The sequence below is a fragment of the Leeuwenhoekiella polynyae genome, assembly GCF_004104075.1.
GTDB classification, from domain to species: Bacteria; Bacteroidota; Bacteroidia; order Flavobacteriales; family Flavobacteriaceae; genus Leeuwenhoekiella; species Leeuwenhoekiella polynyae.
In genome coordinates this window covers 294379-310850 of record NZ_QOVK01000002.1, presented here as the reverse complement: position 1 = coordinate 310850, position 16472 = coordinate 294379, and the positions used below count along the sequence as shown (strand labels likewise).

Here is a 16472-nt window from a genome sequence, read left to right as displayed (position 1 = left end):
AAGGGATATTTAAGTTACAACAATTTACTCTGGCGTTTATAAAACGCATCTTGCTGTTTTTGCATCAATTCGCGCGCCATTTTCTTTTTGTAATTGTAGAGTTCTTCTTCCTGCGTTAAGTCGCCGTAAACCTTGTCATTGATGATGTTATCTGCATCAATCAAGTTTTTACGCTGATTGGCTTTTTGAGTCGCCCACGATTTAAGTTCACCTTCGGCATCAGCCAGTTTAAGATCGTATTCTCCGCGGCATGAAATCAGTTTGGCAAAAATAGGAGTCGTTTCAATGGCTAAAAACAGTAGGAAAATAAAGAATGAAGGCAGCCATGGTAATTCGTCCAAAGCTTCAATACGCGCCATTAAACCGTCAAAATTATCAATGATGGGTTGTGTTTCTATAACGCGGTTTTCATAATCGGTTGCTAACTCGGTTTTCTGAATTTCTAACGCTGCTATTTTTTCAGCATTTGTGGTTTTTAACTGATTCAGTTCCGCTAAAGCTGCATCATGCTTTTCTCTTTTTTCGGCATAAACCGGACCTTTTCCTAATTTTCCGGTTCCTGAAGTTCCTTCCGCTTCGGTTATGTAGGTGTCGTAAAGGGCATTGACTTCAACTTCCTTTGTTGAAATTTCATTTTTTAAGCCATCAATTTCCGCATCTAAAGTAGCAACTGCAGGTGTAAACTGATCTGCGATCTGGTTTTGATTGGCCAGTGTCAAATCATTTTTTTGTTCAAGAAGTACCCGATCAATTTCCTTCTCAAAGATTTTGAGTTCCAGCGGTTTTGAAATTACAATTGCGATAATCAATGCCAGAATGAGTCGCGGTACAGCCTGTAAGAATTCATCTAAAAAGTTATCCCTTTTTTTAAGGGTCGAAACAATAAAGCGATCCAGGTTGAAGATGAGCAAACCCCACAAAAATCCAAAGCCCACTGCGATGGCTACGTTATCAAAAACCGTGTACAAGGCATATCCCGAAGCAATAAAAGCCATCAGGGCGGTAAAAAACACCGTAGCGCCAATACCGGCATATTTGTTTTGCTCGCCGGGAGCACAGGTTTCTAACAAGGCGTGATCAGCACCCGAGCACAGAATAAAAAATTTTTTAAGCATAGTTTGATGATTGATGGTTCGACAGGCTCACCACAAGTGGTCGACAGGCTCACCACAGGTTTTTCGGCAAGCTCTTACAAGCTTTTGATGAGCGTATCTGTTGTATATAAATTTAGAATAACCTGCTGAATAAATCCCGTCTTGTTAATAAGAATTAGAACGCTGAACCTGTGGGGTTTGTTGTATGTGCGTGAAAAAATTCCTCACAGATTATCAAATCTGTGAGGAATTAAAATTAGTTCTGTCTTAAAATTTTTGGGCTGAAAGAACAGATTTTAGTCTTTGTCTGTTATTAAAAGCAGGTTGTAGCTTTTTTCTTTTTTAAAAAGTATATCGTATTGATCGGCATTATCAAATAACGTTTTGGCTTTTGATTCGCTTACTTTATTCCCATTATAATAAATATTGTTTTTAGCCAATACAATCATTTCTTCAGGTGATGCTGGTGGTGCTGGCGGCGGCGGCATTGCTGCTGCGGATGCAGGCACTCCACTCACAGGATTTACAGGTTGAACAGGAGCAGGTGGCGGTGGTGGAGGAACTCTATTTGTTGGACTTGCCGGCGCTGCAGGAGCCGGTGGTGGAGGTGGTGGAATCAATTCCCGTGATGGATTGATTTTATAAAGATTGGTCTTTTTGAATTCTTTTGAAAGTGCACTTATGACTTTGTCAACTCCATTCTTGGTTTGTACTTGGATAGAGTAATTCATCATATCAGATTTTGTCCAATCTTTAGTGATCTCGTTAATGGTTTTTACAAAATTCTCTACTGAAGTAGACTTCCCATTTACCCATACAGATTCATCTTTAACTCGTAATTTTAAAGTTAGATATTCCTGAATTTCTTTTAGCGCAGGAGGTAGTTCTATTTCTTTATGCGACTTGTAGTAGGTAGGAGTCATTAAGCTAACGTGATGATAATATTTACCATAGTCTTTAGCATTTTTCTCCAGTTTACTAACCATAACATAGCTAAAGTCTGATGGGGTTTTTGTGGCTAGTTTTGAATTTTTAAATCGCTTACCATCAACCCAAACTTCGTATTGCGATGCGTCTTTCCAATCATTTAGTTGTTGAGAAGTGGGTGATTTCTTCTTAAGAATTTTGGTTTTTGAGTCATCACTATATCGACTAAATTCTTTTTGAAAAATTATTTGTTTATTGCCGTGTTGAGGTGTTGACCGAAATATTTTATCATTTGATATTTTTTTAAATGTATCTCCAGTTGAACTTTGCATTATCCCATTTTCAATGGTGAAATAGGTATCCTTGCCATCATAAGTAAAATAAAAGCCATCACCTGTAATTACTGGGTAATAATTATTTGCTCCATTTTCGTCCCTGATAACCCAACTTGTATTTCCATAGGCAGATTTAATTGAGAATACTTTGTTGTTATTCACTGCTTTCCACTCACCAGCAAAAAGTTCTCGAAGGCTTTTGCTATAAGGGATGAATGCAGATTTCCCCCATAGTAGAATATCCTTTTCTTTATTGATTGTAAGGGTTGTAGTTTTTTTGAATTTTGAATTTTTAGAATGAACATTATATTGAGTATCTGATGATTTCTCAAGCCAAAATTCATTTTCAAAATCTCTAGCAAACAAAGAATCATTTCTTTTGAAAACCTGAATTTCTACAAATTCTGTTTCCTGATCAATCCATTGTCCTTGAATAGTTTGCTCATTTGTTTTTGATAGGACTGGCTTCGCTACAATTTCCTGATTAAAGAAATACACACAGAGTGCGAGCACGGGCACAAAAAGTGCGAGACGGGTGGCCAGTTTTTTGACCGAACGGGTTTTTGATAACATAAGAATTCGTTTTTTAGTTAATGAATAATTGATCGGGCTACTTAACGCAGTGTGATGAGCACCTCCCGAATAGTTAAATAAAAGATTGGTATAGTTTTCTATAGAATTTTCATTTTTTAGCACAGCCTGGTCTGCCAGGAATTCGTGATTGAGCGTGATACTTTTTTTCAACAAAACAAGTAGCGGATTGAACCAAAAGACCGCTTGCAAAAATTCGACTGCCAAGATATCCCAACTGTGTTTTTGAGCGACGTGCGCCTGTTCATGTGCGAGAATTTCAGGAGCGATGGTATTGTTCTTGAACTCTTTTTTTGGCAGAAATATAAACCGAAGAAACGAATGCGGAATCACTTTTCCCGCCAGGAGCACGTTGATGTGGGATTTTGCCTGCACCTTCTCGTTGCTATTTATTTTCTTCCGAAGCCGAATCAAATTCCGCAGAAACCGAAATCCAAAAAGCAGAACGCCTGCAGCGTAAATGATTCCTAAACTGATAGCCAGCCAGTTTGTAGGTTCGTCGACAAGAGTAGCTGCCGGAACTTCCGTCAAAGCAGTCGGGTCCAAATACGTTTCTGCAACCACAGGCTGGGGTTCAACTTCAACCGTATAGCTAAATGTAAGCAAGGGTAAAGTCAAAGCAAGAATCATACTCCCCAGCAGGTAAAACCGCTTAAAATTATGCGCGGCCGTTTGTTCTAAAGCGATTTTATAAAAGCCCCAGAGCACCAGCAGGCACAGGATAGATTTGATAAGGTAGGCGAGCATCACTTTTTAGATTTTAGGCGTTCATCAATCAGCTTCTTTAGATCCTCAAGCTCCTGCGGTGACAAATCGGTTTCTTTGGTAAAAAACGAAGCAAATTGTGCAGCCGAGTCGTTAAAGAAATTTTTAATCATCCCGTTGACCTGCTTGGAGAAATAATCCTTTTTTCTAACTAGCGGGAAATACTCGCGTGAACGTCCGTATTGCACATAGTCTACAAAATTCTTGTCCTGCATACGTTTCAACAACGTGGCGACGGTAGTTGTAGCAGGTCGTGGTTCGGGATATGCTTCAATGAGGTCTTTCATAAAGGCTTTTTCTTGTTTCCACAAGATTTGCATCAATTGTTCTTCGGCATTAGAAAGGCTCATTGCTCTATGTTTTTAGAATTTGCTCTACAAATGTAGAGATAAATTTTAATTCTACAAGTGTAGAGTGAAGAATAGTTTAAATTTTTGTTGGTTCCAGTATTCCCAGTCTTTGATAACTGAAAATCGAGTACGCAAGGGCAGACATGATCTAGGCAGTCTCTTTTTCTCCCTAAGGTGTCTCGATATAATTTTCTTCTCGGGAAAATCACTTGGAAACCTGTCGTAAAAAGAGCAGAACAAAGCCGCGATACCTAACGCATCTTTTAACAATAATCCTAACTTTGTCGCCTTAACCAAGAATAAAGAAATCATGAGTCTGGAACAAGATTTAAGAGACCGCAGTGGCAATGTTTGTGAATTGAGTGGAAGCACTGAAGATTTGGATATATATGCCGTTCCCAATTCGCCCGATGGGGATACCGCTGATAATCACATTTTTATATCTGGAATCTGCAAAAATCAACTTGAAAACCCGGAAACAGTAGAGCCAAATCATTGGCGTTGTTTAAATGATAGTATGTGGAGTACCGTGCCTGCTGTGCAAGTGGTGGCCTATCGCATGTTGCATCAGTTAAAAGCAGAAGGGTGGCCTCAGGATTTGCTCGATATGATGTATATGGAAGAAGAAGTGCATGAGTGGGCAAAAGCCGGTATCACTGAAGAATCTTCAGGAAAAGGTCTTATTCACCGCGATAGTAACGGAGTTGTGCTTGAAGCAGGAGATTCTGTTGTATTGATCAAAGATCTTAAGGTAAAAGGGAGCAGTATGGTAGCTAAGCAAGGCACTGCCGTACGCCGTATCTCACTAGATCATGAGAATGAAAAATACATTGAAGGAAAAGTTGATGGGCAGCAGATCGTTTTGGTGACTGATTACGTGAAGAAGATTTAATTCTTTTTAGCATAACCTTAGGTTTAAAATAACATCAGATTGGGAGAGCAGGAGCGAGGTAATCTATAGATTGTCAGCAACTAACCAAAATGATGAAAGATGAACAATAAGAAAGAAAAATTCGCCCGGGCAGGGATGGTTGCCAAGGGCGCAGTGTATGCAATTATAGGTTTACTAACCGCGATGGCAGCCTTTAATCTGGGCGGTTCAAAAAGTGGAAGCGACAATGTTTTGCAATTTCTAGGACAACAATCTTACGGAAAAGTATTGTTAGGTGTCCTTGCACTTGGGTTATTTGGCTACACATTCTATCGTTTTTATGAAGCGATCAATGGGCCGGGAGATTCCTGGAGTGAACTTAAAGGATTTTTTAAACGCGCAGGATATATTGTAAGTGGCTTCTTCTACGGAGCTTTGGGTTACACTGCAGCCAAGATGGTATTGGGTAATAGTTCAGCTTCTGGTGGTAGCGATTCTATGGTTTCTACGCTGATGTCAAAACCCTACGGGCCTTACTTAGTAGGTTTTGTGGCTTTATGTCTTGCCGGGAAAGCAATTTTTCAATTGTATAAAGCATACAGCGGAAAATTTAGAGAAGATGTTCAGGAAAGTGATTTGAGCTCTAAGGAACAAAAAACCTTAATTCGTGCCGGTAAAATAGGATTTACCGCCCGTGGAATCGTTTCAGGAATTGTGGCCTTTTTATTCTTTAAAGTTGCCTTAGGTGAAGGAGGGGATACCGGAGGGAAAGTTGCTGCGTTTGAATTTCTACAAAATAATTTTGGAGCTAGTGTAATGGGAATTGTTGCACTTGGTTTGGTAGCATACGCCGTCTTTATGTTTATTCAGGCGAAATATGCACAGATTAGAATTTAACGTTCAAGGTTTGAAATTCAAAATAAAAAAAACCGTAAGCTTGATGCTTTACGGTTTTTTTGTTGAGTTACTGAGTTAATTTTATTCTTAAACCGTAAACTAACTTCGATACAAATTTCACCGCGCTCTCGCTTGATGAAATTCACTCAGTTACCAATTTTTAATTTAAATACTGTAAGCTGAGACTGTTTGCTAATCACTGAAACCCTGCGTGAGGGATTGAAGCGGCATCCTTTTTAGAGGTTTTTTACGCCGAAAAAAATATAGAGCGTAAAAGCCCGACCCCGATTTTTAGTGGGGTCACGCCCTAAATCATATCTTAATTTTCTGAAGTTTTTATCTTTGTAAACTCGTGATAAAAATGCGGAATGGTTTCGATTCCTTTTAAAAAATTCCAGACGCCAAAATGCTCATTGGGCGAGTGAATCGCATCGCTATCTAAACCAAAGCCCATCAAAATGGTTTTGCTATTGAGTTCTTTTTCGAAAAGAGCAACAATAGGAATACTGCCGCCACTGCGCTGTGGGATGGGGGTTTTACCAAAGGTTTTTTCGTAAGCTTTCTCCGCTGCCTTATACCCGATGTGGTCAATAGGAGTCACATAGGCCTGGCCGCCGTGATGTGGGGTAACCTTTACGCGAACGCCTTTAGGAGCGATGCTCTCAAAATGTTTTTTAAAGAGCTGGGTGATCTCTTTCCAGTCCTGATCGGGTACAAGCCGCATACTTATTTTTGCATAGGCCTTGCTGGCGATCACGGTTTTTGCTCCTTCGCCTATGTAGCCGCCCCAAATACCATTGACATCAAGAGTAGGGCGTATGCTGTTGCGCTCGCTTGTGCTATAACCGGCTTCACCATATACAGCATCAATATCCAGTGCCTTTTGATAGTTTTCTAATGAAAAAGGTGCTTCGGCCATTTTTGCGCGCTCTTCTTTACTCAACTCTTCAACCTTGTCGTAAAAACCGGGAATGGTGATGTGGTTGTTTTCATCGTGAAGCGAAGCGATCATTTTGGTTAACACATTAATCGGATTGGCTACTGCACCGCCGTAAAGTCCGCTGTGAAGGTCGCGGTTGGGTCCGGTAACTTCAACCTCTACGTAGCTGAGTCCGCGAAGGCCTGTGGTGATGCTGGGTACGTCTTTTGCGATCATCCCGGTGTCTGAAATCAAGATCACGTCATTAGCCAGCTTTTCCTGATTGCGGGAAATAAACCAGCCCAGATTTTCGCTACCTACTTCTTCCTCCCCCTCTATCATAAACTTCACGTTGCACGGCAAATCATCATTTTGAGTCATATATTCCAGCGCTTTGACGTGCATGTACATTTGGCCTTTATCATCGCAAGCACCGCGAGCGAAGATGGCACCTTCCGGATGTAATTCGGTTTTTTTGATCACCGGTTCAAAAGGCGCGCTATCCCATAAATCCATTGGATCTGGCGGTTGCACATCGTAATGCCCGTACACTAAAATAGTAGGTAGGTTTTTGTCTTTTAGCAGTTCGCCATAAACAATTGGGTAGCCGGGAGTCTCGCAGATTTCTACCTTCGCGCAACCCGCTTCTTTAAGGCGTTCTGCCACGGCGTCTGCAGTGTTGAAAACTTCGTCTTTATAGGCTTTGTCTGCACTTATAGACGGAATTTTTAAAAGGTCAATTAGTTCGTCTAAAAAGCGTTTTTGATGGGTGTCTATATATTTTTTAATGTCTTTCATTGGGTTATTTTTATAGATTTTTAGATGTCAGATGTAATTCGCCCCGAATTAGTTTTTTTAAGATAAAAGTGAGACAGGGCTGATTTCATAAAGTCAATTTCTAATTCTCGTAAAAATACGGATTGGAACCTAAATGACTTTGAAAGCAGCCTATAAAGCTTGAAATATTAACTGTAATGCTGAGGTAAAACATTTACGCGAAATAAATTTTAAGAAGCTCTTAAAATTTCTGTCAAAAAAGATTTTCATATTCAAAATCTTTCTTATATTTGCACTCGCATTTTTAGAGATAAGGGTGTTGGTTTTTAACGGGAGTCCTAAGTACGTTAAAAATAGTATGCAGGCGTGGTGGAATTGGTAGACACGCTAGACTTAGGACATAGCGAAATATAAAGTGTTAAAATATTAAAATGCGGGCGTGGTGGAATTGGTAGACACGTCAGACTTAGGATCTGATGCCGCGAGGTGTGGGAGTTCGAGTCTCCCCGCCCGTACAAAAGCCGAAGAGAAATCTTCGGCTTTTTCCATTTAAAAAAATGTCGAAAAAAATGTCAGGTACAACATAGGTACAACATTTTGCTAATTTCAGGGCAACATTTGTATTGATGTCAAATATTTCTATTTGTTATTAAACCCTATTAATTTTCTGGTAAAATAATAAATTCTGCTAAATAGCAACCTTATTACTTCGTAAGGGGGAGTTTATTATCATACAATATAACCGCAATTTAAACTCGTAAAATACTTCCATCAAAAGACTACGGCATAAAGCCAATGCTCTTTCCAACGCTTATTTATTCCGTTTCCTTTTGAGCCAAGATTTTATCTTCCGTTTGGTTTCTGCTCAAATATTGTTTAATCAAAAATTTGAGTATTATGACAACAAAAGCGAGTACCACAAAGCAGCGCAGTAGAGCGAAATCTACTGTCAAGAAAGAAGTAAACGGAAAGAAATCATCCATTCTTCAAATTCAGAACTTACAATTGGGCAAAATCAAGCCTGACCCGGAACAGCCAAGAAAGACTTTTAACGAGAATGCATTAAAGCAGCTTTCTGAGAGTATCGAAAAGCACGGTGTGTTACAGCCAATCACGGTAAGACAACAAAATGGCCATTTCATCATCGTGATGGGCGAACGTCGATATCGTGCCAGTAAATTGGCAGGAAAGAAAACGATGCCCTGTATCGTTAGTGCTTATGAGAACAATGATGTGCTTGAAGTTCAGATTATCGAAAACCTGCAAAGACAGGATGTCGAACCGACCGAAGAAGCTGAGGCGATTGCTTACCTAAGTGAGAAATATGAGCCTACCGAAATTGCAAAGCGATTGGGTAGGACAGATAACTTCATCAGACAGCGTCTAAAATTAGCTGGATTGATTGACGGTTTCAAGCAATTTGTACGCAATGGCGAAATGACCATATCATTGGGTGTCGGTGTAGCGCTCTTTGAACCGGAAGAACAACAAATGATGTTGGAAACAATGGGCGAAGATTTTAACGCACATCAGATAAACAGGATGATTAAAGACCAGACCTATGATTTGGAAAAAGCGTCTTTTGATGTAGCTGATAAAAAATTGGTTTCGAAAGCTGGGTCTTGTGTAGAATGTCCGTTCAATGCAGCCAATCAAGGCAATCTGTTCGGCGATGGTAAAATGGTCTGTACGAAAGCAGCTTGTTTTGAAACGAAGAAAAGCAAATCGTTCTTGAACCTGATTGAAAAGTCCAAGAAAGAGAATATCCTTTTAATCCCTGAAATACGACAATATTGGGCAGATGACGAAAGTAATCAGCTCATAATATCACAATTGGAAAAGAACGGATTGAAAGTCTATCTACTGGACGATGTTGAAATCATAGAAAATCCTATTGAACCTACCCTAGAGGCGATTCAGAAAGAATATCAACACTATGATTATTCCGAAGATGAAATCAAAGCAGAGTTGAGCGAGGCGTTACAGAATTATACAGAAGAATTGGAAAAATTCAATTCAGCAAAAGAAAATGGATTTAAAAACGGCATCGTATTCCATCCCGATTCATTCCAGCACAAGGAAATCTTTGTAAAGATTGTCGAAAAATCTAAGAACGATTCTATGGAATACTCGGCACCATTGGCGAATAGAAAAATGGCGGACTGCACGCCTGAAGAGCAAATCATTAAAATCAACGAAAGGGAAATCCGCAAGAAGCAAATAGAGAACAACAAGCAGTTTGAAGAAGTTGTCCAGATGATTCGAGAAACAAAATACATTGATACGAAGAAGACACTTTCAACAGACGAAATGGTCGCATTCTCGATATCGCTCTTTGAAAATAATGTGGACTATATGAGCCAGCAAAAGTATTTCTCAAAGTTCTTGTGCGAAACTTCAAAGATGACAAAAGTTGAAATGGTTGAGAATTTCAAGAAGAAGTTCAAAAAGGAAATCTTTCACAAGTTAATACGCTATATGCTCACAAAGCAAGTGCATTTTAGCGAAAGCAATCACGTCAATAATCTGACCAACATTTCATTCTACAAAGCAATGCAAGGATATTATAAATCCAAGATTGCCGACATTGAAAAAGAATATACCGAAAAGAGGGACAAGCGTGAAGCACGTTTGAAAGAGCGCATCACAGTTCTTGAAAAGCAAATTGAGGAACTCAACGATTAGCTTTTGTTGTTTGAAGAAGGGTCGGCATTCGTGCTGGCCCCTTTTTCTTTTTTATGATAATGTTTTGAAAGATGGGTTCATAAGGAAGGGGGTATCAATCAATATCAGAGCAAAGGTAAACTCGTAAAATACACCCATCAAAAGACTACGGCATAAAGCCAACGCAACATCCTACGCTTATTTATTCCGTTTCCTTTTGAGCTGTGATTTTAGCTTCCGTTTGGGTACTGCTCAAATATTGTTTAATCTAAATTCAAAAGCTATGTATTTACAAAATTTGCAACAGGATGAAATTTTCGTGTCATCAGAAATGAAATCCTTAAAAAGTCTGACACAGATGGAATCCCGAAGAGGGCTTGAAAATGCCATTATCTCAAATGGCAAAATCGTTAACGTCGTATCGAACAGCTACGGTCACATTCCAAATCAACTGTTCTTCAAGAAAGCTGAAGAAATGCTGACTGATGCACAACTGAACTTCCACAAACGCACCATCAACAAAAATGATAGGTCGTTCATTACTGACTTTATTATCGACGACAAAAGCCAGTTTACAGTCAAGAACCATAAGGACTTGATATTGCCGATGCTTCGGTTCAAGAATTCGTATGACGGAAGTGAAAAGACCTCTGGACACTTCGGTTTTTATAGAGAAGTATGCTCAAATGGTCTGCACGTGTCACAGGCTGAAATCGAGTTTTCCATAAAGCACAATAAGAACAATACGCACTTGATTATGCCGAGGCTGAACAATCTATTCGATAAATTTCTGGACAATGAATTCTATACCATTACCAAGAAATTCGACAAGATGAAAGAATTTAAAATCATCGATACACAGGAATTTGTGAAGGCGATTCTTGACAGAACGAAACTGTTCCGATACGAGTGTAGCGACAAGAACAGCGACCCGTCGAAAAAATCTCGTGAGGTCATAGAAATCTTGAACTATGAAGCCTTGTTGCTCAATGAAGAACCAAATCTGTGGTTAGGTTACAATGCGTTCAATTCAGTACTTCATAATGTCTTAAAGAAAAGTTTCGGTCAACAGGAACGATTGGACAAGAAACTGTTCGATGAAGTTTATGCGATGGCATAACATCAATAAAGGTTCATCCAGTACCTTAAACTGGATTTTTTTTCATTTCAATATGATGTTCTTTTGGCAAATCCCAATAATTTCTATTAGAAATAACCATTTCAAATATTTACCACTTTATTGACATAGTGGCGATAATTAGTTTTCAAATATTCGCCACTTTTTTGTATTTTTGGCAAAGTTTTGATATTGTATTATGCCAAAAATTATAGAAAACAAGCTTATAGAAGCGTTTAAAGAGCAAAGTTCCTTTGATAGGGACCAGCTATTTCAGTTTTATTTGGACCTTGAACCGGATTTGAAGGAAAGTACATTTAGTTGGCGCATTTACGACCTGAAGAAAAAAGACATCATCAAAACTATTGGTCATGGATTGTATGTTATATCCCATAAACCCAAGTATAGACCAGTACTGTCTGATAGTGTTCTAAAAATAGCAAGTAAGACCAATGAACGGTTTGAGGAAATCCAATATGCTATATGGGAAAACCAATGGCTAAATGAATTTACTCTGCATCAAGTATCCAATCAAATGATTGTAGTAGAAGTGGAAAAAGAATTTACAGAATCACTATACTATTATCTCAACGATTCGTTGAAAATGGATTTTTTCTTGAATCCCGATGACAAGGAAATTGAATTCTACATTTCCGAGAGTGCTGTCCCCGTGGTCATAAAACGTCTCGTCACCAGAGCACCGATAAGTAAATTGAAAGACAAAAAAAATTTAGTTCCAGTCGCCACACTTGAAAAAATAATGGTGGACTTGTTTGCCGATGAAAACCTGTACCATTTTTACCAAGGCTCTGAACTCATAAATATTTATGAAAAGATACTTGAGCGATACAGTATTAATTTCACAAAGCTCTTTAGCTATGCGAAAAGACGAAAGAAAGAACAGGAAATCAAGCAATTTATGAATAACCACATACCGAATATTTTAGAGGACATAATCAATGATTGAAAACAAAAGCTTCACAAAAGAGTGGCTGGGTATTTTTCGGTCAAAAAAAGAACATAAAGGCATTAATGTGACCATTTTGGAAAAAATGGTTCACGCATTTTCATTGTTGGAACATCTAAAAATAGAAGGACTTGATTTTGTCTTTAAAGGGGGCACTTCACTGGTGCTTTTACTTGAAGAAGGCAATCGGTTTTCAATAGATATCGATATTATTTCGAGTGTAGAGCGTGACCCATTGGAAAAAATCCTTGATGCGGTTGTTGCCAACTCACATTTTAAAAGCCACACTTTGAATGAACGTCGAAGTTATAAAGAAGGCGTTCCAAAGGCACATTATACTTTTGAATTTGATTCAGATTACAACCCGAACGTTCCAGTAACCATTCTGTTGGATATTCTTTTTGACAGCCCACATTATCCAGAGCTCATAGAATCTTCCATTGAAATTCCTTGGCTATCGGTTAATGAGCCTATAATATCAATTACCACACCTTCGGTAAATTCCATCTGTGGCGACAAGCTTACTGCTTTTGCGCCAGAGACCATCGGTATTCCATATTATAAGGGCGACCAGTTATTTGCAATGGAAATCTGTAAGCAATTGTTCGATTTAGGAAAGCTATTTGAAAACATTACGGCTATGGCAATGGTTAAAAAAAGCTTTTCAGCTTTTGCGAAAGCGGAACTATCATATCGCAGTTCGGATAAAGATTTCAGCGGCAGAAACCTCAAAGAAACAGATGTGCTTTGGGATGCCATAGACACCTGTGCCATCATCGCCAAAAGGGAACGTAACCCAACCAAGGAAACAAAAAAGAAGTTTGACGAATTAAACCGTGGCATACGCAGTTTTGGAAGTGCGTTTTTGATGACGGGAAATTTCAGAATAGAGGAAGCCCTTGCAGCTTCGGCCAGGTTAGCTTATTTGAATGCTATATTGTTGCAAGATGAGATAACAGAAATTGAATATTACAAAGGACAAGACATAAGTAAACTTAACATTGAAAAAGCAGATTGGGCATTTTTAAATAAACTGAAAAGACAGCCAGATAAAAGCATTTTTTATTATTGGTTTAAGGCGGTGGAATTACTATAAATATGAAGAAATGAATCTAAAATATATAATAGAAATATGCATTGGGATTGATATTGCCATTATTGGTATCGCTTATCCTATAATAATTGATAAAATATCGAATATTGGAAATAGGTATGACTCAAATTATCTTTCCGAAGTTTTTGAACAAGAATTTCCACAAAGGGCATATGGTCGCATTTTGCCATTTCGGAGCAGGAAAGTTACCACTTTCGAATGGCTGTTGTTCTTCACTATCGCATCATTTGCCTTTTTGATTGCAGGTGCCGAACCATTATTTTGGAAAAACTCAATATGGATGCAAAATTCTGCAAAATTATTGACATTAACTCTTACCTTTTTTCTTGTAATATCCTTTATAATCTGGCTTGACAAAATAGCTTTATACAACGGAAAACCAGCTCGCCTATTGAAATATCTGATTGCGAAATATCAATCAATTTCAAAAGAAAGTAGATATAAAGAAAACCTTATCAATTCACTTAACGAGATAGCCTATTTCGCTGTAGAAAAGGAGGATATCCATTTACAAGAGGAATTGAGTAAGTTTTATACTGAAGAGTTTATTAAAATTCGTCATAATCATAATTCAAGCGAAGCTTTAGAATATCCATTTTATTTTTATGATGTAACCCGTAAGCTAATTAAAAAATTGCTTCGGAAAGAAGTTTCTGAATTGGATAGATTGACATCTCCCGCAGTATCAAATTGGTGGTTGTTGGGACAGGATTTTCAGGAGATTCCAATATCAGAAAAAACGTATGATAGTATGTGGGGCAATATCTATCAGATTTCCGACAATGCAAAGTTTATAAAGGAGCATTGGAGCACTGCACACCAATATTATAGATTTCAATTAGGGAGGAAAACTGGCAAATACAACATCGATATTAGAGATTATGAGAACAAGGAGGAAATTGAAATAAGAGAAAGTGAACAGATAAGATTTTTAGAGTTTCACTATGCATTGGGTGGCTTGTTATTGTATCGTCAAAACAATAATGGACTAAAACGAATTCTAAATTTCACACAAAGTCAGCCGCCAGATTATTACCTATTGCCTAACTCTATGTATGACATATTCTACTGGTTTGCCTATTTTAAAGAAGGGTATGTAAACAGAGTTACGCCTACAGATTTTAAATACCCATTTCCAGACATTGATAATTTAGGCCTCTCACGACAAATAACCTTTTGGATTTGTCAATATGTATGTTTGCTTTTTATAAGACAATTTTTCTTGCAACCCTATTATACGTTTCATCAATTTACCGAACAACCAAGATTGCCAAATAAAGTACTTGAATTACTTAAATGGAAAGATGCTTTGGACTATTTCAAGTTTTGTTTAAACAAAATATTAGAGAATAAAGACTTATTGGATTTACTGGGCTATAATTTGTCAGATGCTATTTTGGAGGATATAGAAGGTTTTGAGCCTGAATTACGAATTAGAATTGAAGAGCAAATTCAACAGAATAGAACAAATGCACCATTATCTGATAATAAAATCAGTCAATTTTTGGCCAGCAGTGCAACGATGATAGATGATGCATTTAATCAGTACAGCCTCATAATAAATAAAGATGATTTTGCAAATGATGAACCTGTGATGCGATTCGGTCTAAATGGAGGTTCCATACTTTTCCGAAAAGAAGGTTTTACAGAAGGAGACATACCACATCTAAATTATGATTCGATATTTGCACAACAAATCATTTATGACCAAATCAATCGATATATTCCAAACTCTTTCCTCGGAGCGAGAACACGTAGATACTTAATAGACAGAGAAAACTTTGAAGATGCGTTTAAAAGATTAAAGTACGATAAAGAGAAACATCTAATTGTAGGGTTTGGTTTTTTCGACAATGGTTTAGTCGAAATACCTGATTTCTTTGAGGATATGATTAGGTTGACTTCGCCAGTTTTTTCAAATGTACTATTCGTTCTGCCAAAGACTGACCTTCCGAGAATTAATCATCCAGACCTCAAAGCTGATGAGATTAAAGAACTGCGTCTTGAACCAATTATACCAGACAGAAACGTATATGCCTCTGTAATCGACTTGAATCTTGATGAGAATAGTGAGTTGAGACAACGCTGGAACACAAATGAAAATCAAAATCCAGCGGAATCTGTACAATTAACAATTGCATTCATCGCAGAGATTATTTGGAGACAAAATAGAGATGTCGTTCAGTTGAATATCACTTCGCCACTACGTGAACAAGGCATCAAAAATGATTTAAGCGATATTGTTCCTTTCAAGACCATTGAAAATGATTGAATTCAGAAACCCATATCACATAGAACCACCAGGTGTTTCACGACAAATATTATCGCATCCAACAAATGAAACTGAAGCAATAGAACTTGCAGTATTTCAAGAACATCGATACGCATTTTTCTATTGGAACAAATGGATGCGTAAGAATGAAAGTGCTAATCCACCTTGTTTGGTTTCGCTAGACTGGCATCAGGATTTATGCTACCCTTGTGAAACAGAAAAAGAATGGTTAGATAAATTAGATTTAACGAGTGATGCAGAAGTGTCTTTATTCTCTTGGGCAAAACTGGCTGGAAATAATGACGGTCATATTCTATGTGCTGCCTATCTCAATTTGATTGGGGATATCTATGTGCATTGCAGGCAAGCTTCCTTTCCAGATGCTTGGAAAGATGAAGAATTGATAGATAAGTACGGCAACAAACATACTATCAAAAAATTCAAAACTTTTGACACATTACAGGATGATTTATTGAATTCATCAGAAACATCTGTATTTTTTGATATAGACTTGGACTTCTTTTCGATAAAGAATGGCTTAAGTGATGGTTCTTTTGAATTTACCTATCTACAGGAACAAGAAATACGTACAATGTTAGATAAGGACAATCCATTAATTCATTGGATTTTTGAACGTTTAAAAGGATTTACTATCGCAACAGAACCAGAACATTGCGGTGGACTTTTAAGAAGTAATAAGTTTCTTGATTTAATTAGCAAAATCTATTTCAGTCCAGAATTGTTTGCACCTAAATGTAATTGGAAATGGAAACCTAAATATTGATGATGAATTGAATCGATAATAATACGGC

Annotated in this window: 12 protein-coding genes and 1 tRNA gene; 9 read left to right on the top strand and 4 right to left on the bottom strand. The window is 37.9% G+C overall.

Going from position 1 to position 16472, the window contains the following annotated elements:
* Positions 1 to 14: 14 nt before the first annotated feature.
* The 3 genes from DSM02_RS04545 to DSM02_RS04535 form a co-directional block, all read right to left on the bottom strand.
* Positions 15 to 1115, bottom strand: coding sequence for a DUF4407 domain-containing protein (locus tag DSM02_RS04545; protein ID WP_128764533.1), 1101 nt, complete (start codon positions 1113 to 1115; stop codon positions 15 to 17).
* A gap of 275 nt (positions 1116 to 1390) precedes the next feature.
* Positions 1391 to 3694 carry a M56 family metallopeptidase gene (locus DSM02_RS04540; RefSeq protein ID WP_128764532.1) on the bottom strand — a complete coding sequence of 768 codons (2304 nt, stop codon included), beginning with the start codon at positions 3692 to 3694 and terminating at the stop codon, positions 1391 to 1393.
* Positions 3694 to 4062: a BlaI/MecI/CopY family transcriptional regulator gene (locus tag DSM02_RS04535; protein ID WP_128764531.1), complete on the bottom strand. Its 369-nt coding sequence runs from the start codon at positions 4060 to 4062 to the stop codon at positions 3694 to 3696. The genes DSM02_RS04540 and DSM02_RS04535 overlap by 1 nt, the downstream gene beginning before the upstream one ends.
* Positions 4063 to 4372: 310 nt before the next feature.
* On the opposite strand from DSM02_RS04535, the gene DSM02_RS04530 reads away from it, so the two are divergent.
* Both DSM02_RS04530 and DSM02_RS04525 read left to right on the top strand, forming a co-directional pair.
* Positions 4373 to 4954: a PhnA domain-containing protein gene (locus tag DSM02_RS04530; RefSeq protein ID WP_128764530.1), complete on the top strand. Its 582-nt coding sequence runs from the start codon at positions 4373 to 4375 to the stop codon at positions 4952 to 4954.
* Between the two features lie 99 nt (positions 4955 to 5053).
* Positions 5054 to 5830 (top strand): DUF1206 domain-containing protein, encoded by a 777-nt coding sequence (locus DSM02_RS04525; RefSeq protein ID WP_128764529.1) that lies wholly within the window; start codon positions 5054 to 5056, stop codon positions 5828 to 5830.
* Between the two features lie 319 nt (positions 5831 to 6149).
* Here DSM02_RS04525 and DSM02_RS04520 read toward each other — a convergent pair whose 3' ends face one another.
* Positions 6150 to 7547 (bottom strand): dipeptidase, encoded by a 1398-nt coding sequence (locus DSM02_RS04520; RefSeq protein WP_128764528.1) that lies wholly within the window; start codon positions 7545 to 7547, stop codon positions 6150 to 6152.
* Between the two features lie 412 nt (positions 7548 to 7959).
* On the opposite strand from DSM02_RS04520, the gene DSM02_RS04515 reads away from it, so the two are divergent.
* The 7 genes from DSM02_RS04515 to DSM02_RS04485 all read left to right on the top strand — a co-directional run bounded on the left by DSM02_RS04515 (position 7960) and on the right by DSM02_RS04485 (position 16444).
* Positions 7960 to 8041 (top strand) — tRNA-Leu (locus DSM02_RS04515).
* Between the two features lie 382 nt (positions 8042 to 8423).
* Complete coding sequence (locus DSM02_RS04510; RefSeq protein WP_128764527.1) at positions 8424 to 10211, top strand: ParB/RepB/Spo0J family partition protein; 1788 nt, start codon at positions 8424 to 8426, stop codon at positions 10209 to 10211.
* A gap of 262 nt (positions 10212 to 10473) precedes the next feature.
* Entirely contained in the window at positions 10474 to 11310 is an 837-nt protein-coding gene (locus DSM02_RS04505) for a DUF932 domain-containing protein (RefSeq protein ID WP_031427439.1), read from the top strand.
* 196 nt (positions 11311 to 11506) lie between these two features.
* A complete protein-coding gene (locus tag DSM02_RS04500) occupies positions 11507 to 12274 on the top strand; it encodes a DUF6577 family protein (RefSeq protein ID WP_128764526.1) in 768 nt (255 codons plus the stop codon).
* Entirely contained in the window at positions 12267 to 13370 is a 1104-nt protein-coding gene (locus DSM02_RS04495) for a nucleotidyl transferase AbiEii/AbiGii toxin family protein (RefSeq protein WP_034886773.1), read from the top strand. The genes DSM02_RS04500 and DSM02_RS04495 overlap by 8 nt, the downstream gene beginning before the upstream one ends.
* A 10-nt stretch (positions 13371 to 13380) precedes the next feature.
* Positions 13381 to 15660, top strand: coding sequence for a hypothetical protein (locus DSM02_RS04490; protein WP_128764525.1), 2280 nt, complete (start codon positions 13381 to 13383; stop codon positions 15658 to 15660).
* Positions 15653 to 16444, top strand: coding sequence for a UPF0489 family protein (locus DSM02_RS04485; RefSeq protein ID WP_034886778.1), 792 nt, complete (start codon positions 15653 to 15655; stop codon positions 16442 to 16444). Before DSM02_RS04490 ends, DSM02_RS04485 begins: the two co-directional genes overlap by 8 nt.
* Positions 16445 to 16472 lie beyond the last annotated feature (28 nt).